Genomic DNA, 19,153 nt, shown 5'->3' with positions numbered 1-19,153 from the left:
TTTTCTATCATCCCAATGGACAAACAGGCTGCTTTCATTCTTTATTATATTTTTGACTAACATCTTTCGCAATGGAAAGAAATTTTTTAACTGCATTAAACTGATATCTGTCCTTCCTCCAAAAACAACTCACATACCGGTTAGGCAGTTCATTCAGTGTAAATGCTTTAATTAATGAATTATACCGCACTGCGCTCATGGGCAGAAATCCGGCTGCTATGTTCTGTTCAATATAACGTTCTACCGTATACATCTGGCTTGTTTGCTGCAGGATGACCGGCTCCATCCCCCTTTCCGCAAAACGCTGCTTGATGCTGACAGTCTGCATAAAATTATCTTTCAAAAGGATCAATGGTTCCCCGGCAATATCCTCCCATGTGACAGATTCTTTCATGGAAATTGGATTTTTTATATTGACGCAGAATGCCTGCCTGTCTCTTATTAACTGCATTTTGCCATATACCTCATCGAATTTAAACTTTTCTTCCGGTGTTTCAAACCGCCGATGGGTTATTATTACATCTAAAAGGTTCTCGTCAAGCATTTCAAACTGGCGCTTTGTAGATTCCTCCATAGTTGAAACCACCATATCCGGATGCTGTTTCTTCAATTCGGACAGGATAAGGGGAAATACGGCATTTCCGCCCAAAGTGGAAACTCCGACGCGGATATAGTCCCTGTTTATGGACATATTCTGAATTTTATTCTCCAAATGATTATATTTCTCGAGGATGGAACTGATTTCTTCCCGGATATTTCTGCCTGCCTCCGTAATTCTCAGCGCATTTTTATCCCGCTCAAAAAATATTATATTATACTCCTTTTCCATATTTTTAATGGACAGCGAAATCGCCGACTGTGACACGTGAAGCTGTTCCGATGCTTTTAAAAAACTGCCCCATTGACATACCGCCTGAAAATACTGCATTTGAACTAACGTCATAGCTTTCCCCCTCCAATTATTGTTTAACAGCTCTCATATTTTTTATTATAACATTAATTGTGAGGATTATATCAGTAATTTCATTGACGCTTTTTAATATGGAAATTAATAATCATTAATCCGGTTCATCGAATAATCCATATTTTTCATCACCGCGCTGTCGAAATTCTTCTTAATCAGCTCCGCCTTCAGCACAGCATAATCAGGATTATCCCAAAGGTTCACAAATTCCTCCGGATCATTTTCCAGATCATACAACTCTCCAAACTCTTTATTATGATAATTAACGATTTTATATCTGCCGTCAAACCGCATGGTAGCAAAAATATCCTCATGGGTTCCTTTCAGGCAGTAATAATATTCGGAATACACGGAATCCTTATGGTAATCCGGAGACGCCTGTCCGGTCAGAATAGGCGCCAGGCTCTTTCCCTGCATATAAAACGGCACTTCATATCCGGCCAGTTCCATCAGAGTTGGGGCGATATCCACCAGTTCCACCAACGCATTGCATTTCAGCCCCTTTGGAAATCTGGACGGGCAGGACATGATTAACGGAATATGAGTCAGGGCCTCGTAAAAATAAGCGCCCTTCCAGTATAGACCGTGATCCCCGTTCATCTCCCCGTGATCGCTCATAAAGATCACCAATGTATTGTCCTTTTCCCCAATCTCTTCCAAATAATCCATCAAACGTCCGAACTGGTCGTCAATCAGTTCGATTTCCGCATAATAATCCCGGAAACGCTCCCGTTTGTCATCATCGCTCAGTTCAGGAAACGGCTCCGCCTGTCCGTCCTGTCCTCCCTGATAGAAATCCTTCTGCTGGTGGGGCGGCTTGTTGTCCAGTTCGCCCTCCTTCCACAGTGGAAGCGGCATATCCTCAATCTTTAAACGGTCTTTGTACTCCTGAGGCGGGTCTAAAGGCGGATGGGGATCATAAGGATTCAGGCTGATCAGCCACGGCGTTTCCTTTCCCCGGTTCTGCTCTATAAATTCTATGGCCTTTTCCACGCACCAGGTCGTCTGGTGATACCGGGCCGGGACGCCTACCGTTTTACCCGTAAAATTGGGGTTTGGCGTAGGGGGCCAGGTTGCCATGCTGGTGTATTTTCCGCCGTAGATTTCTTCCCATTTCTGCCCTTTTTCCTTCAGCCAGTTCTGATAATCATTTTCTCCGTTTGGCCAGTCATTGTTGGGATGCTCGCTCCATTGTATGTAAGAATAGCCGTCGTCTGTCCGGTTCTCCATCCGTCCCTGTGCGGAAGTCAGATGCAGTTTGCCCGACAGGCCGCAGGTATATCCTCTGTCCGAAAGCAGTTTTGTCACCAGCTTTTCGTCTTTGGAATAGGTGTCATTTCCATTGAAAAATGCCTTCGTCGTCCTCGGATACCGCCCCGTCAGAAAACAGGAACGGCTGGGCGTGCATATGGGAGCCTGTGTATATGCCCTTGTAAAGGCCACTCCCTCCGCCACCAATTTGTCAATATTCGGAGTTTTTATATATGGGTTCCCCAGACTGTGAATGGTGTCCCATCTCTGCTGGTCCGTACAAAACCAGACGATATTAAGGGGTTTGTCAGCTGTGGTTTTACTTTCCATGTTACAATTCGATCCTTTCATAAAGTTCAGACGGCGCTTCATTTTCTTTCATAAGTTCTTTCATGGCCGCTTTCATGCGTGCTTCTGTCTCCGGATCTTTAAGAGGGTTCTGCTGTCCGGGGTCTGTCTCCAGATCAAACAGCAGATCGCCATATTTCATATGCTGTTCAAACCAATAGCAGGAATTGTTGGGAGACGTCTCCCCGCTGGCCGGAATCTTCATCACAGGAGCGCCTTTTGTAAATGAAAATTCATCCGTCAGCACCGTGTCCGCCTCTTTCAGCTCCGCAACCGAAAACGGTTCAAACATATGAAGCGGTATCAGGGTATAATTATTCAATATCCCCTTTTCAGCGCTGCGGCCGCTTCTCATATACACATATCTTCCATCCGTTATATTCACATGTTTTCCAAAATACCCGAACAGAATATAATCATGAATCTTCTTATGATCCGAAATCACGGGAAGCAGTGACTTGCCAAGCATATCTTTAGGCTTTTCAATATGGAAACAGTCTAAAATGGTGGGCGCGATATCGATTGTCTGCGCCAGCTCATCCCTCCGCTCTCCGTCGAAATCCAGATCGGGATGATGGAGGAAAAACGGGGTGTGTGTGATCTGCTCATAATTGGGCATATAGTTCTTTCCGAAGAACCCGTGCTCTCCCAGCAGATATCCATGATCGGTATTAACGATCAGCATGGTATCCTTCCACATGTCGTGTTCGTCCATAAAATCCAGGATTTTTCCAAGATAGTGATCCATCATGGAAAGCACAGCCCTGTAATTAATTCTGGCTTCCTTCACTTCATCCGACGCTTCGTCCACCTCGCCGTAAAACGGCCAGTCGAACTCGGCCGCCTGATCCGTATACATCTTTTTATACCGGTCCGGCACAAAATAAGGCTCATGGGGATCGAAATATTCGATATGAAGATACCAGTTGTCTTTGTCCGCATTGTCCTCTAAAAATTTCATTCCGGCCTGGTATGTTTTATAGTGGGGATGATTTTCTTCCCCCTGCATTTCCGTCCGGTTCACCGCATCCTGGCGGTGGAGATCCAGATTTTTTTCAAATCCATCCACTTTACCGCACCAGAAATCGCCTTCCTGTCCGCGGATCATCTCGCAGGTGGTAAATTTGGTATGGTAAGTGCTGCCGCCCTCCTGCCAGTAGTGAGCATGGTCTGTAACACAGTGGGAATAAATGCCGTTTTCCCCCAGTATAGCCGGCATGGAATCATCGAACGGTTCCAGCGGCCCCCAGCAGCGGTGCATGAAATTATACCGCCCTGTATGGAGCTCCCTTCTGGCCGGGATGCATGGCAGGCTTCCCACATAAAATTTGTCAAATGTCACCGTTTTTTCGGCCAGCCGTTTGAAATTCGGTGTTATCGATTCCGTGTCACCATAGCAAGGCAGGTAATTACGGTTGAGGGAATCATACATAATCGTTATTGCCTTCATCTATTCCTCCGTCATCTATCTTATTTCTGCGCCGTATTTGTAGTATTGGTTCATTTTTACAGAATTTACCACCATTTAATCAGCTCAGTAACTTCATTTCTGAGCCTTACGAACTCAGGGTCCGCAATATCCCTAGGGCGCGGCAGGTCATTGATAATCGTGGTTTTTACCGTGGTCGGTTTATTGGTCAGAATCATGATCTTGTTGCCCAGATATACCGCCTCTTCGATGTTATGGGTGATGAAAAGCACGGTTGTCTTGGTCAGTTTCCAAAGCTTTACCAGTTCATCTTCCAGCTTGAAACGCAGTTCGATATCCAGCTGTCCATACGGTTCGTCCATCAGCAGAAGCTCCGGCTCCGTGGCAAATGCCCGGGCTATGCTCACTCTCTGCAGCATGCTGGCTGAAAGCTGTTTGGGATAGTATTTTCTGAACTTGGTCAGACCTACGATCTCTAAGTATTTTTCCACCTGCTCTTTTTTCTTCTGCTCCGGAATCTTCTTGATATCCAGGCCAAACCGCACATTTTCCTCTACGGTAAGCCATGGCATCGTGGAATCTCCCTGGAAGATGTAGGCAATATTCTGGATTTTGGGATCTACCTTTTCGCCGTTTAACAGGATCTCACCTGACGTAATGTCGTATATCTTAGTCAGGCTGTTTAAAAATGTAGTTTTTCCGCAGCCCGTAGGTCCCACCACGCAGAGCAGGTCTCCGTCGTCTACATTAAAGGACATATCATCAAGAACAAGCAGATCCCCAAACTTCTTTGTAAGATGGTTAACTTTAACTTTTACTTTTTCGCTCATCGTCCACCTCTCCTATAATGTGCTGTCCATGATGCCGGTTATTGTCTTTCTCAGTTCCAGAAATTCCGGCGATACTAGGTTTCTTGGTCTCGGCAAGTCGATGATATATTCCCTTTTAACCGTTGCCGGACAGTTTGTGAGCACCAGTATCCGGTCTGCCAGATAGAGGGCTTCTTCTATATTATTCGTTACAAAGATTACGGTCCGCTTTTCCGCTTCCCAGATTCTCTGCAGTTCCTCCTGCATCAGATAACGGGTCTGCGCATCCAAAGCGCCGAACGGTTCGTCCATCAGCATCACTTCAGGCTCGTTGCAGTAAGCTCTGGCAATACCCACCCTCTGTTTCATACCGCCTGAAAGCTTGGAGGGAAATGATTTTTCAAATCCCTGAAGTCCCACCAGATCGATATATTTCTGGGCTTTCTTCTGGCGCTCTTCCTTGGGCACTCCGGCCACCTTAGGTCCGTATTCCACGTTGCCCATAGTTGTCATCCAAGGAAACAGGGCGGTTGACTGGAATACAACTCCTCTGGACGGGTCCGGCTTTTCCACACTTTTTCCTCTCATCAGAATCTTTCCGGAACTGGCTTTTTCAAATCCGGCGATCAGGTTGATGATCGTGGTCTTACCGCACTGTCCCGGTCCGAACAGTACTAAAAATTCATTCTCTTTTGCTTTTACATTAAAATTCTTAACGACTTCGTATTCACCATTGGGCGTAGGAAATGATTTACATAAGTCAACACATTCAATTACTGAGTCTACTGACCGCTCTTGTTCCACCGACATAAGATTTCCTCCGCTTTTCTCATTATAATCGCCAGGATGTAGCCGACTACGCCAATCATCACAATTCCTGACAAAATCTGAATCATATCGTTATTGTTCATTCCGGCTACGATCATCCATCCAAGTCCTTCGGACGATCTCACCATCTCCGCCGCCAGAACCGTCGCCCAGCTGCTTGAGATCGCTACCTGTAATCCGGCAAATATGGCCGGAACCGATGCGGGAAGCACAATGGTCATAAAAATCTGGCTTTCCTTCGCCCCCAGCATCCTGGCGGCGTTAACAACTTCCGGATCAATGCTTTTGGCCCCGGACATGGAATTTAACGTGGTGTTTGAAAAGGACGCTAAAAAGATCAGAAAAATCTTAGCATTTTCCCCTAAACCAAACCAGATAATTGAAATCGGTATCCAAGCGATCGGCGGAATCGGCCTGATAATCCTGAATAACGGATTAAAGATAGCGTCCGCCATGGGGTACCACCCCATCAAAAGGCCTAAGGCCACGCCCACGATAGAACCGATGGTAAATCCGATCATAACACGCATCAGGCTGTATCCCGCATGGGCCAGTATTCCGTGCTTTCCTACTTTTCCCACAATGCCCGCTCCAACTGCTTTTAACACTTCCACCGGTCCGGGAATCAAAAGGCCCAAAGTTGTCGCCTTGGTGCCCCACAGCCACAGCACGAGGAATAATCCGATGGAGATACAGGCTGCCGCCGTGGATATGGCCTTATCTGAACTCATCTTTTTGCTCATTTTACATTCATTCCTTTCGCAACTTTAACCTCTACAACATGGAGCAGCGCGTCAAATATGGCCCCTACAGCTCCGATTGCCAGCATTCCGACAATGATAATATCCGGTCTGGAGATCGCTCTCGCCTGCTGTATCATATAACCCAGTCCCTTGGTGGACGCCAAAAGCTCCGCCGCAACCAGCGCGGTCCAGGACGTTCCAAGAGCAACCCTGAGCCCGGTAAATATCATCGGAAGGGCGGTAGGAATTGCGATCTTGAATAATTTCTGATGATCGGAAGCTCCGAACACATCGCCGACCCACAGATGAAGTTCCTTCGTCTGGCTGATTCCCGTATAGCTGTTCACCACGCAGGCGATCAGCGCGCCCAGGAAGATAACCAGGGCTTTTGATGTGATGCCGATACCGAATAAAAGGATGAACATGGGAATCCATGCCAAACCGGGAATCGGCCGGATTAAGTCGAATAAAGGCCTTACAAAACGGTCCACCCATTTATTCCATGCCATCGCGATTCCCAAGGGAACGCCTACGACAGCGCCCAGCATATATCCGAACAGGGCGACCTTGATGCTGGCCCAAAGATGCTGCTGCAATGTGCCTCCGTCAGGGGCTTTCGTATAAAACTTCTGTACAAATGTCCGGAATACCTTCATTGGCCCGGGAAATACTGTTTCAGATTTCATATGCAGTACGTTAATGCACAGATACCAGATAAAAATAACCACGCAAATGGACGCACAGGAAACCGCCAGGTATTTCATCTTTTTTCCATTTTCTTTCATATGCTCTCCTCATACAAAACTGCCGCTGTGTTACAAACGGGATTCAGCTTTCTGCCAAATCCCGTTGTCAATCTTATTTACCAGCACGCGCTTTTACATTCTCAATTAATGATGAGTTGATGCTGGCTCCCACTTTCGGGAAATCATCTTTTGAAATAACATCCTGATCTACATAAAAGCTGCCGATATCAATCATAAACTGTCCCAACTGATTTTCTGAAGCAACGGTTTCCCGTGTGTAGTAATCCTTAACGGAAATCTCGGTATCCATATCGGATTCACTGTAGGTGATACCCTCTTCCGCATACCATTCCATAGCCACTTTTCTTCTGTTGGCTTCGTCTTTCATAAGGTCTTCACATGCTCTGTAGTAGCAGTCCAGGAATAATTCCAAATCTCCGCTTCTCTCTTCCATAACCTTGTTCTGGGTAAAGATCGTATCGATGATCGGGCTGTCGGAAACCATGTTCATATCACAAACTTTTACATATCCGGCCTCTTCCAACTGATTGGTGTATGGCATCTTATTGGCAACCAGATCGCCTTCGCCTGTAACAAATGCCTGATAAGCCTGAGGATAGTCCATAGAAACCATGCTGAAATCATCCGTTGTCAAACCAAATGTTTCCATGTACTTGATCGCCTGATAATGAGCGGTTGTAGCCAGAGGCCCTAAAATGGATGCGCCTTTTAATACTTCAGCATCTCCGATAACCCCTCTGTCATTAGCCGCCGCTTTTGCAATCGGGCTGTCCGCTCTCGCATAGATGGATTCACCGCCTGTTGTAATAACACCGTCGCCGATATATGTATACATGCCTGTTGCCAGAGCGTAAACGGAAGCCATACCGCTGACCGCCACATCCAGGTTTCCTGCCGCCATCGCCTCGTTAATCGGAGCTCCGGTTGCAAATATCTCAATCTTCACGTCCAAACCTGCATCCTTAAAATATCCGGCGATATCAGCCTGATGAACCGGAAGGCCCAGGGAGTTGGCCATGGTTCCTACGATCAGTGTCTTTCCTGAACTGACAGGCGCTTCCTTATTCCCTTCTTTCGACTCTGCTGCTGCCTCTCCTTTGGTTTCTCCTGCTGCCGCCGCTGTGGTAGTCTCAGCAGCTTTTGCCGTTGTACTGTCGGTAGCTGTGGTTTTTGCTCCGCCGCATCCCACGCCTGCCGCCGCCATGGTAACCGCTAATGTCAACGCTAAAATTTTCTTTTTCATTTTCTCCTCCTTGATTAAATGTGCTTTGCTATTTTGAATACGTATTCATTACATGATTCTTTTATATCACCGCCAATTATATTTGTCAATAATTTTTAAATATTTTCTTTTTTTATTGTGTTGTTTGTATATTTTTTAACAGGTATGGAGGGTTTTTCTATCATTTTGCGCATTTTATTTTATTGTTTTTTCTATATTTTGGTTTATTTGTACAATTAGCAAAATATTAGGGGGGATTTGTAAAGGTGGGAATCCTGTAGATGAGCACTATCCTATGATATAAAAAAGCGTGTGTGATTCAGCTTACAGCCAAATTACATACGCTTTTTACCCGCATCCCCCTCTGACACTATGTAAAGGGCTGCGCCATATCTCCATTATTCAATCATTCATCGTCGTTTCCCGGATCACCAGATGGGGCTTAACCCATTCCTGTATAAAGATAGACTTTTTCTCAATCAAATCCATTAACAGCCTGCACCCCCGGGACACCATTTCCTCTACCGGAACATGGATCGTGCTCAGGGACGGCTTGGTCCATGTGGCCAGCGGAATATCATCCATTCCGATCAGCTGGACATCTTCCGGAACCCTTATTTTAAAATCCTTCAGCGCATTTAACACGCCGATTCCCAATATATCACTGTATGTAAAAACTGCTGTCCTTCTGCCTCTGAATTTTTCAATGTTTTCACCCACACATTCGTAGGCGGACTGCATATTCAGGTTGCAGTAAATGATGTCTTCCTGCTTCATTTCCCATCCGTATTCTTTAAGCGCGTCGTAGTATCCGTTAAAACGCCGGTCCGCATCCTCTGTCTCTTCTCTGACCGTAATAAACATCTTATGGTAATCTGCAAATCTGCCCAGATATTTCCCAGCCAGATAACCGCCGTAATAGCTGTCGGAAAACAGATAGTTCAGATTATCCCGGATATTCATGCTGGCATTCATCATAAACACGCAGGGAACCTGATATTCCTCAATAAGCTTCATCTCCGAATCGGATAATTCCATTCGAAGCACTATGAATCCATCCACTTTACGCTTTTTAATAATTCGTTCAAAACTGGAAAAATCGTCGGATTCATGGTCATAGTAAATTACCATGATATCATAATCATACTGGTTCATCTCTTTTTGAATATAATCGTACAGATGAGCCAGCATGAGGTTTGAGTTCATGCTGATAAAATGTTTTGGAAACAAAATGCCGATGGTATCCGTCTTGTTGGTTCTCAGGCTTTTGGCCTGGCTGTTTAATACAAAACCATATTCTTCGGCTTTCTGGTGAATATATTCCCGCTTTTCCTTAGGAACCAAACTGCTGTTGTTCATCGCCCTCGATACGGTTGACTGTGAAACTCCAATCAGCTTAGCAAAATCTCTGGATGTCATATTTTTCCTATCCCCCTGTCTCTTCTTCCTTTCAATCCCTATTTCTGCCCCTCTCATAGATTCTATCATCACTCGATTTAAAAGTCACCCTACTTTATTCCTGATTCACACGCTCAATCAAAAATTTCAGATTGGCCAGCACAAATGGTTCATTTTTTTTATTTTTAAAAAATTCCAAAACTGCTTCCAGATTATTTTCTCTTGAACAGTCCATGAAGAACATGCGGTTAGTTTCCGGAACTTCAACACCTAAAGACGCCACAAACCGTGCGTTTTCTTTTATATGCTTTACCGATACTGTACAGTCGTGATAACCATGCCTGAATTCATACACCAGCTGCTCAAAATCCGTTTCCTTCGCCATTTGTTCTTTTATCATCTCTGCAACTTTTTCCATTTTAAAATCTTCCATCTAACAATTCCTCCTTTTCCTGTTTTGAAAATGCACCCGGGCAATACTCTTTCCAATGTACAGCCCAGGCGTTTTATAATAATCTCTTTCATATTTTACTCCACTTCAAAATGATTTTCTGCAACTTTTTCCCACTATTCCCACTTCTGGTCAATAAAAGCTCCTCTTTTGTAAAACGGTTTCATGCATAAAGTTTAAAATCACATCAAACGGATTTCTTAAACGTAATTCATTTTACCATCTACCCATAAAGAAATTTCTGACGTATAATAAACCTACACCCCAAGTGCCCCATCTGGCGCTTAAAACAATACGTTAAAAGTGAGGAATTATGTCTAAGAAAATTACCATGGCAGATATCGCCGAGATGTCCGGCGTTGCCAAAAGCACCGTATCCCGCTATTTTAACGGCGGTTACGTTAAAGATTCAACTAAAAAGAAGATTCAGGCCGTCATACAGGCGCAAAACTATGAGCCCAACACATTTGCCCGGTTAAATGCGAAAAACAGCAATGTGATCGGCGTCGTTGTCCCAACCTTAAATTCTAAGGTGACCAGCCGCGTTATCACCAGCATAGACCGCTATCTGCGGGGCCAGGGCTATGAAACCATCATAAAAAATTCCGACCACGATCCGAAACTGGAGCTGGATAACATCAAACGGCTGATCAGCCTTAATGTGGACGGAATCCTTTTCAGCGCCATCAATATCACCGATGAGCACAGACAGCTGATCTCAAACAGCAGTGTTCCCGTTGTGGTGCTGGCCCAGGAATATGACGAAGGGATCTCCGTCGTAGACGACGACCGCCGCGCCGGCCGCTGTGCAGGAGAATATATTGGAAAAACCCACCCTCAATGCGCAGCTTACATCGGTGTCGATGAGAGCGATATCGCCGTGGGAATCGGCCGCAGACAGGGCGTTCTGGACGGTTTAAAGGAATACGGAATCGACAATCCGGTCATTTTAACCGGAGATTACAGCTTTGAAAGCGGGCAGGCGCTGACGGAAAAACTGCTGGAACTGGCTAAACCCGACGCCATCATCTGCGCCACAGACCGGCTGGCATTCGGAGCATACCGCGTATTGGAACAGCACGGGCTTCGTATTCCGGAAGATGTATCCGTCATGGGATTTGGCGGTTATGATGAAAGCGCCCTGTTAAAACCTCAGCTCACCACCATAAAATTTGACTCCTATGCAGTGGGCTATCTGGGCGCTGAAACCCTGTTAAAGATGATCCACGGAGAACCCGTACCGCAAAAACAAACGGTTGGATTCACTCTGATTGAAGGCGGAAGTGTCAAAAAATGCTAGTTCTATACATCATGCACAAATTCTATCGTGAAATTTTGTGTAAGTTTATGTGGAACCGATGCCATATTTTTGTTTGACTTTCTGTGGGAAAAGGTATATTATTTAATTATGGAACCGATACCACATTGTAGCAATATAAAATGCCTTATGGGAGGGAATATTTATGGATTATGCAAAAATAGCCAGCCAAGTAATCGAAAATGTCGGCGGAAAGAGCAACATCAAATCAGTTGCCCACTGCGCAACCCGTCTCCGTTTTCAGTTGAAGAACAACGACCTTCGCAACGAAGATGTAATCAGCGATATTGAAGGAGTGAAAGGCGTCTTTTTGACACAGTCACAATTTCAGATCATTTTCGGCTCCGGCCTGGTCAATCTGATCTGTGACGAAGTTCAGAAACAGCTTGGAACCTTAACGGAAACAAAAGATGAACCGGAAGAGAAAAAGGGGAATCCGATCCAGCGCTTTGTCAAAATGCTGAGCGATATCTTTGTACCGATCATTCCTGCGATCGTTGCAGGCGGTCTTCTCATGGGACTTAATAACCTTCTGACCTCCGCTTTGATTAACGGCCAATCCATCATTGAGCTGTACCCGCAGTGGCAGGGCCTGGCTTCTGCAATCAATACATTTGCCAACGCGCCATTTACATTTCTGCCCGTTCTGATCGGATTCAGCGCCGCGAAAAAGTTCGGCGGCAACGCTTTTCTGGGCGCGGCCATGGGCATGATCATGGTTCACCCCGATCTTTTAAATGCTTATCAGATCGGAATCTCAGAACCGCCTGTTTGGAATATCTTCGGCTTCCAGATCGCAGCCATTGGCTATCAGGGAACCGTTCTCCCGGTTCTGGCCGTATCCTGGATTCTGGCCAATATTGAAAAACGACTGCATAAAGTAACTCCCACATGGCTGGATAACCTTTCAACTCCGCTGCTTTCCATCCTGATCACCTCATTCCTGACCTTTATCTGCGTAGGCCCGGTTCTCCGTGAGGCAGGAAATCTGCTGGCAGCCGGAATCACCTGGTTATACAACACATTAGGACCTGTCGGAGGCGCGATCTTCGGATTTGCCTACGCCCCGATCACCATGACCGGTATGCATCACAGCTTTATCGCAATTGAAACCCAGCTGATCGCGGAAAGCGCCACCACAGGAGGCAGCTTTATCTTCTCCACAGCCAGCATGAACAACGTGGCTCAGGGCGCAGCCGTTATCGCAGTGCTGCTGCTCACAAAGAATGAAAAGATGAAATCCATCTGTTCCGCATCAGGTATTTCCGCGCTTTTAGGCATTACAGAACCTGCTATGTTCGGCGTTACTTTAAAATTAAAATATCCATTTTACGCAGCTATGATCGGATCGGCGGCAGGAAGCGCCTATCTGGCATGGACCAAGACTCTGGCTCAGGCGCTGGGCGCAGCCGGCCTTCCGGGCTTTATCTCCATGAAACCGGAACACTACATGAATTTCGCCATCGGCCTCGTAATTTCCATGGGCGTATCCTTTATCCTGACCTCTGTTTTCTGGAAAAAATTCGGCCTCGATAAAGACGAAGCAAATGCCGCCGCTGCAAAAGCGACATCCACAAAAGCAGTAATTCAGGAGGGCATTTCCACAGAAAAAACTGTTTCCGCCAATGATCCGGCTGCTGAATCCGAACCTGCTGCCGCAGACAAGGAAACAGTGAAAGCTGCTGCTGCCGCAGAGTTATACTCTCCGATGAAGGGTGAAGTTTTACCGGTTGAACAATCCGAAGACCCTATGTTCGCATCCAAGATGCTGGGCGACGGAATCGCCGTCAACCCCACCGACGGAACCGTATATGCTCCCTGCGACGGAACATTATCCCTTTTATATGAGACAAAACACGCCCTTGGTATTACTTGCGACAATGGTATCGACTTATTAATCCATGTTGGAATCGACACCGTTCAGATGAACGGCGAAGGCTTTGAAACCTTTGCGGCACAAGGCGACCGCATCCGCAAAGGCCAGAAACTGCTGACCGTGGATTTAGACCTTGTAAAAGAAAAAGGCTACAGCACCCAAACCATGATGATCCTCCCCCAGGCTGACGGAATCACTGCCAATATCATCCCCACAGCGCAGGCCGGCCCCGAAACCATGGTCATGGCGCTATACAGATAATCCCCATATGTGCCGGAAAGGAAACCGTCTTGAAGAAATACGAAAAAGTTTTTAAATCTGATTATGAACAGTGGTATCAGGAAAATGAAGCGTATCGTGCAGACGTGAAAAATGACCCCCGCCGCCTTCATTACCACCTGATGCCGGAAACCGGATGGCTGAACGACCCCAACGGCCTCTGCCAGTTCCATGGCGTTTACCACATTTACTATCAATATACCCCCTTTGAACCCACCGGAGAACTGAAACTGTGGGGCCACTACACCACCCGGGATTTTATTCATTACACCCAGGAAGAGCCATTTTTATATCCGGATACGGATTTTGACGCCCATGGCGCATATTCCGGTTCCGCTTTTGTGGAAAATGACACGATCCACTATTTTTACACCGGAAACGTAAAATATTTCGACCGTCCGGATTATGACTACATCATGAGCGGCCGCGGCAGCAATACCATTCATTTCACAAGCACAGACGGGTATCACATCTCCCCCAAAAAAGTGTTGTTAACCAACAGCGATTACCCGTCCGATATGAGCGGTCACATCCGCGACCCCAAGATTCTGAAAGTCCGCGGCGTTTATTACATGGTTTTGGGCGCCCGCAGCGCCAACGACTGCGGCATGGTGCTGATGTACCGTTCCGAAGACCTGGAACACTGGACCTTTTTCCGAAAAATCACGACCGAAGAACCCTTCGGCTATATGTGGGAATGTCCCGACCTGTTCTATCTGGACGGACAGCTCCTCCTTCTCTCCTGCCCCCAGGGAGTGAAGCCGCGTGGCGTGGATTTTGAAAATGTTCATCAATGCACCGTGATGAACCTGGACATTGACTTTGAAAACAATACCTGTCTTATCGATGATGTGAATGACATCCGCCTGGTGGACAGAGGCTTTGACTTCTATGCGCCACAGACATTTGAAGATGAAAATGGACGCAGAATTTTGATCGGCTGGATGGGCATTCCCGATGCAGATTATACGAACCCCACCGTTACCGCCGGATGGCAGCACGCTCTTACGCTGCCGCGGCAGCTGCATCACAGAAACGGCCGCCTGATCCAGGAGCCGGTTGAAGAATTGAAATCACTTCGCAGCAATAAACGCACCTCTGACATAAAGAACAGCTTCACCGATCAACAATCCCCATTGGTCTATGAGGCAGAAATCCGGTTCGCTTCCTGTGAAGACATGGAAATGACTCTCAGGGAAGGTGTAAGACTGATCTGGAAAGACAGATTGCTTGTTTTGGACTTAGGCGCCTGCGGCGCGGGACGCACTTCCAGAAAAGTGGAACTGCAGGAACTTAAAGATCTGCGGATTTTCTCGGATAACACCTCACTTGAGATATTTGTTAACAGCGGTGAAGAGGTGTTTACCAGCAGAGTTTATGGGGACTTGGGTAAAGTGAAATTGGAAGGCAGATTTGAAGGTAGAATGGATATGTACGAGATGAATGCATTTCAGATTGAGCATTCATAATTGGGAGTAAGTTTATTATTTATTTTTAATGAATATCCGCTTATGCCCCAAATGAAATGGTAAAGTTTCCGCATGGAAGGAAAATCCCCCCTACAAGGAAGTGTGATAATATGGCATCCATAACAACTGAAATCAACATAGACGAAGAGTTAAAAAAACAAGCGGCAGAACTATTTGCACAACTTGGCTTAGATATGTCAAGCGCAATGAATATGTTTTTAAGGCAATGTATTCTCCATCAAGGTCTTCCATTCAATGTAGAATTACCCAAATATAAGCCCGCAGTAATTGAAGCCATGGAAGAAGCAAAACGCATTACTAAAGATTCTAAAACGAAAAGATATAACAGCTTTTCAGAAGCATTAGAGGATATGGATACTCACGCTGATTTATTCAATCGTTAGTCGCTGATAGTATTTAAAAATACATTATACGCACAAAAACTCTGGTAAAAACCAGAGTTTTTGTCAATTTAACAGAATCAATGCAGACAATAATTCTTCAACCTTTTGGTAATAAAACATTGCCAATCTTCAACAGAAAAATAAAAATCCCAATTCTCACTTTTTAAGTATCCTCTCCAAATACCCCGCATCCAGCAAATTCACCGTCTCAAATTTCCCCTTATAAAACACCGCCCAGTTATTGAAAACACAAGGCAGTTCCTTTGCTTTTTTCAGCTCATCCACCTGAATTAACGTCACCGGAACCTGATTCATTTCACAATAGTTTTTTGTAAAATCAATTTTCTGGCAGATATAAGGGCACTGCATATCATAATAAATGGTCAGCTCTTTATTTTCAATCTCCAGCTTTTTAGCATTTTGCGCAAATCTTGGCGTTGTTCCGTCGAGAGAAAGAGCCAGCAGTTCATACCCGTTCTCCGTTGTATCCACAACCTCAAAACCGAATTTCTTCGCAAAAGACTGATCGGAAAGCCAGCTTTTCTGCTTTTTCGCTCCCAGCATACAGATACCGGACTTTCCCTTCGCTTTGGCATCGGCCAGGCAATATTCCATCAGTTCTCTTCCGTATCCCTTGCCCTTGTGGCTTCCGGTAACCCATAAACAGTACAGGTAATAATAGTTATCGCCAATTATCGGTACCCAGGCCGTTTCAAGAGGTGCATATTCGATAAACACCACAGCCTTTTCATTCAGCTTTCTAAAAACATGGCCTTCCTTCAGACGTTCCGAAAGCCATTGCCGCTTGGCCTCAACGCCCGGATGAGGCTTTTTACTGCGGATGATACAGCATAAATGTTCACTGCCAATGTTTTCGGCCGTTAAGTTTACAAAATCACGATTCATATGCGCCCTCTCTTCCAATTATTATCCGTCGGTTACTTTCCATTTTACAGTAATAACGAGAAAAGAACAAGCTTTACCCCCGGTTCAGTTGATATTGATATTCATAGCTGCCTGAGCCAAGCTCCCGAACGCTTCCGTCTTCCAGATACACTGACGCAGTGGTATTCGCAGGAATTGTGACGGAAACGGACACTCCATTTCCTGACCTCTCCCATCGCGTAACAATCTTTCCGCGAATAGATTCGTAAATACATTCCGCATAGGAAAACGCTTCATTTGTCTGTGGTTTTAAAATAATATGCTCAAAACCAGGCTTATTTTCATCCGTATTGATCCCTGCCACACAGCGGTAGATCCAGTCCCCGATGGAACCATATGCATAGTGGTTAAAAGAATTCATGTTATCGCTCCAAAAGCTCCCGTCCGGCTTTCTGCCGTCCCAATGTTCCCATATGGTCGTGGCTCCCTGCGTCACCTGATAGAGCCAGGATGGGAAGTCCTTTTGAAGCAGCAAAGTATAAGCCAGATCCCCATATCCGTATCTGCTCAGAACATGGCAGAGATAAGGCGTTCCCGCAAATCCGGTCTTCAGATGCATCTGATTTTCTTTCAGCATATCCACAAGCGCATCTATGGCATTTTTTTCTTCCTGAGCGTCCAAAAGTCCAAAATACGCGGGAAGGATTTGGGCCGTCTGAGTAGCAATTTTAATCTTTCCGCCGTCTATATAGTTATCTTTAAAATTCTGCTTAATCTTCTCATACAGATCCCGGTAATAGGCCGCGTCTTCTGCCTTACCCAGGATTTCCGCACATTTTGCCACAATTTCCGCTGAGTATGCATAATAGATCGTTGCCACATAATTTTCATTGGTAGCACCCCGGTAGCTGCCCTCTTCGCTGTCCAGTCCCAGCCAGTCGCCTAACTGAGGACCCCAGTCCCAGACATAAGGATTTCCGCTTCCATGTACGGCGCCATCATAGATATAGGATAAATACCTCTTCATATTCTCATATGTATGTTCAAGTATGTTCACATCTCCATAATATTCATATAACGTCCATGGACAGATGGTGACCGCGTCTCCCCAAACAGCCGAAGTGTGGCCTGCACCCAGCCCGGCCTCTATCATAAATGACCAATCCTTAGGAAGCACATCCGGAACTACAAACGGCACGGCTCCGTTCTCATATTGATCCGCCTTCACATCTTCCAGCCACTTTGTGAAAAATGAATCCGCCTGGAAGTTATAGCAGGCCGTCCGGCAGAAAATCTGAGCGTCCCCCGTCCATCCCAGACGTTCATCCCTCTGAGGACAGTCGGTGGGCACATCCAGGAAATTCCCTTTCTGCCCCCATTTCAGGTTATGGCAGAGCTGGTTGACCAAAGGATCGGAACAGGTAAACTCTATGGACGGCTTCATATCCGTATGGAGCACAATTCCTTCAAAATACTTAGCTTCCACCTCCTTAGGAAACTCCAAAACCTTAATATACCGGAATCCATGGAAGGTAAAATGCGGTTCCAGACAGTTTTCACCGTCCCTTAACGTATACGAATCTTCCTGCATAGCCAGCCTTAAATTGCCGCTGTAGAAATTACCGTCCTTATCCAGAACCTCTCCGTGTTTAATCCTGATTCTATCCCCTTCTGACCCATTTATACGGATTCTGACCCATCCGGTCATATTCTGCCCCATATCGATCAGGGTATCCCCTTCAGGCGTATGAATCACTCCGACAGGCTCTATCACTTCAACCCTTCTCGTCCCCTCATTCATCATTCCGATCATTTTCGCCTTACAGTCCGGCATGGGATCAGATAGCCGCCACCTGGAATCATCATACCCCGGGCAGTTCCAATTGATATCTTCTTTCGTCAGATCATAAATCTCTCCGTCATAAATGGAGGATTTTTCAATCCCGCTGTCCGCCATTTTCCAGGAAGAATCCGTCTTTATCACTTCCTTATGGTCCTCATATTCCATAATTAAGACAGCCGCAAAAGAGATTTTATCCCCATAAAAATGGGTCTGGTGGTTAAAGGATATCTCTCCGTCATACCACCCGTCCCCCAGTCTGACGCCGATCACATTCTCCCCTTCCTTCAGATTGGAGGTGATGTCATAAGACAGATATTGAAGGTGATTCTCATAGCTGGTCCAACCGGGCGTCAGCACATATTCATCCCTGTCCACGCCGTTTACGGACATCTCATAAAGTCCTCTGGCGCTGATGAATATCTTAGCCCTTGCAGGAATTTCAGCAAGATAAATGCTTTTACGGAATAACGGACAATTCCCCAAATCTTCTCTGTCCCCTTTTCCGATCCAACAGCCGTCCCAAATCTCCTCCTGGAACAAGCCCGTTTCGAAAAATGCCAGCTGTCCCGTCTCAAGCACCCGTCCGTCCTCAAGGCGGCTGGTTATCTTCCACTTGTAACGGGTATTTTCCCTCAGTTCCTTTCCCTGGTAAACGATATGTACGGTTCTGGAATTATCCTCCCCATACTTCCATACAATCTCTCCCGTTCTTTCCTCTTCTACTTGTATCTCCCAGCTCTTCTGCATCACTCCGCAGCCGGAAGCCTCGATCTTCCAGCAGAACCTGGGATTCTTTACATTGATCTGCATAGGAGTGTCTTTATATTCACAGCATAAATCATAAATTCTATCCATATCATTTCTCCTTT

Annotated in this window: 16 protein-coding genes; 4 read left to right on the top strand and 12 right to left on the bottom strand. The window is 45.9% G+C overall.

Annotated features, from left to right (window positions below):
- Positions 1-34: 34 nt before the first annotated feature.
- The 10 genes from C0033_RS12440 to C0033_RS12395 all read right to left on the bottom strand — a co-directional run bounded on the left by C0033_RS12440 (position 35) and on the right by C0033_RS12395 (position 10,192).
- Positions 35-943 carry a LysR family transcriptional regulator gene (locus C0033_RS12440; protein WP_103228192.1) on the bottom strand — a complete coding sequence of 303 codons (909 nt, stop codon included), beginning with the start codon at positions 941-943 and terminating at the stop codon, positions 35-37.
- 105 nt (positions 944-1,048) lie between these two features.
- Positions 1,049-2,566, bottom strand: a complete 1,518-nt coding sequence (locus tag C0033_RS12435; protein WP_242984490.1) for a sulfatase-like hydrolase/transferase — start codon at positions 2,564-2,566, stop codon at positions 1,049-1,051.
- Positions 2,547-4,013, bottom strand: a complete 1,467-nt coding sequence (locus C0033_RS12430; RefSeq protein ID WP_103228190.1) for a sulfatase-like hydrolase/transferase — start codon at positions 4,011-4,013, stop codon at positions 2,547-2,549. The genes C0033_RS12435 and C0033_RS12430 overlap by 20 nt, the downstream gene beginning before the upstream one ends.
- Before the next feature lie 65 nt (positions 4,014-4,078).
- Positions 4,079-4,822, bottom strand: coding sequence for an ABC transporter ATP-binding protein (locus tag C0033_RS12425; RefSeq protein ID WP_103228189.1), 744 nt, complete (start codon positions 4,820-4,822; stop codon positions 4,079-4,081).
- 12 nt (positions 4,823-4,834) lie between these two features.
- The gene (locus tag C0033_RS12420) at positions 4,835-5,611 is read right to left on the bottom strand and encodes an ABC transporter ATP-binding protein (RefSeq protein WP_347501103.1); all 777 of its coding nucleotides are present in this window, start codon (positions 5,609-5,611) and stop codon (positions 4,835-4,837) included.
- Positions 5,584-6,360 carry an ABC transporter permease gene (locus tag C0033_RS12415; protein ID WP_242984489.1) on the bottom strand — a complete coding sequence of 259 codons (777 nt, stop codon included), beginning with the start codon at positions 6,358-6,360 and terminating at the stop codon, positions 5,584-5,586. The genes C0033_RS12420 and C0033_RS12415 overlap by 28 nt, the downstream gene beginning before the upstream one ends.
- Positions 6,361-6,368: 8 nt before the next feature.
- Positions 6,369-7,157 carry an ABC transporter permease gene (locus tag C0033_RS12410; protein WP_103228187.1) on the bottom strand — a complete coding sequence of 263 codons (789 nt, stop codon included), beginning with the start codon at positions 7,155-7,157 and terminating at the stop codon, positions 6,369-6,371.
- 73 nt (positions 7,158-7,230) lie between these two features.
- Positions 7,231-8,382 carry an ABC transporter substrate-binding protein gene (locus tag C0033_RS12405; protein ID WP_103228186.1) on the bottom strand — a complete coding sequence of 384 codons (1,152 nt, stop codon included), beginning with the start codon at positions 8,380-8,382 and terminating at the stop codon, positions 7,231-7,233.
- Positions 8,383-8,763: 381 nt separating this feature from the next.
- Positions 8,764-9,780: a LacI family DNA-binding transcriptional regulator gene (locus C0033_RS12400; protein WP_180994707.1), complete on the bottom strand. Its 1,017-nt coding sequence runs from the start codon at positions 9,778-9,780 to the stop codon at positions 8,764-8,766.
- A gap of 94 nt (positions 9,781-9,874) precedes the next feature.
- On the bottom strand, positions 9,875-10,192 hold the full coding sequence (locus C0033_RS12395; protein WP_103228184.1) for a hypothetical protein: 318 nt from the start codon (positions 10,190-10,192) through the stop codon (positions 9,875-9,877).
- Between the two features lie 331 nt (positions 10,193-10,523).
- On the opposite strand from C0033_RS12395, the gene C0033_RS12390 reads away from it, so the two are divergent.
- The 4 genes from C0033_RS12390 (at position 10,524) to C0033_RS12375 (ending at position 15,556) form a co-directional block, all read left to right on the top strand.
- The gene (locus C0033_RS12390) at positions 10,524-11,510 is read left to right on the top strand and encodes a LacI family DNA-binding transcriptional regulator (protein ID WP_103228183.1); all 987 of its coding nucleotides are present in this window, start codon (positions 10,524-10,526) and stop codon (positions 11,508-11,510) included.
- 163 nt (positions 11,511-11,673) lie between these two features.
- On the top strand, positions 11,674-13,665 hold the full coding sequence (locus C0033_RS12385) for a sucrose-specific PTS transporter subunit IIBC (RefSeq protein WP_103228182.1): 1,992 nt from the start codon (positions 11,674-11,676) through the stop codon (positions 13,663-13,665).
- Between the two features lie 29 nt (positions 13,666-13,694).
- Positions 13,695-15,152 carry a glycoside hydrolase family 32 protein gene (locus tag C0033_RS12380; RefSeq protein WP_103228181.1) on the top strand — a complete coding sequence of 486 codons (1,458 nt, stop codon included), beginning with the start codon at positions 13,695-13,697 and terminating at the stop codon, positions 15,150-15,152.
- Between the two features lie 110 nt (positions 15,153-15,262).
- Positions 15,263-15,556 (top strand): type II toxin-antitoxin system RelB/DinJ family antitoxin, encoded by a 294-nt coding sequence (locus tag C0033_RS12375; RefSeq protein WP_103228180.1) that lies wholly within the window; start codon positions 15,263-15,265, stop codon positions 15,554-15,556.
- Positions 15,557-15,712: 156 nt separating this feature from the next.
- Here the strand turns inward: C0033_RS12375 and C0033_RS12370 are convergent, their stop codons facing one another.
- Together C0033_RS12370 and C0033_RS12365 are read right to left on the bottom strand one after the other, a co-directional pair.
- Positions 15,713-16,462 carry a GNAT family N-acetyltransferase gene (locus tag C0033_RS12370; RefSeq protein ID WP_103228179.1) on the bottom strand — a complete coding sequence of 250 codons (750 nt, stop codon included), beginning with the start codon at positions 16,460-16,462 and terminating at the stop codon, positions 15,713-15,715.
- Positions 16,463-16,535: 73 nt separating this feature from the next.
- Positions 16,536-19,139: an alpha-L-rhamnosidase gene (locus C0033_RS12365; protein ID WP_103228178.1), complete on the bottom strand. Its 2,604-nt coding sequence runs from the start codon at positions 19,137-19,139 to the stop codon at positions 16,536-16,538.
- Positions 19,140-19,153 lie beyond the last annotated feature (14 nt).

The sequence above is a fragment of the Clostridium sp. chh4-2 genome (assembly GCF_002899675.1).
Taxonomy (GTDB): domain Bacteria; phylum Bacillota; class Clostridia; order Lachnospirales; family Lachnospiraceae; genus CHH4-2.
This window is presented reverse-complemented; position numbering and strand designations above follow the sequence as displayed.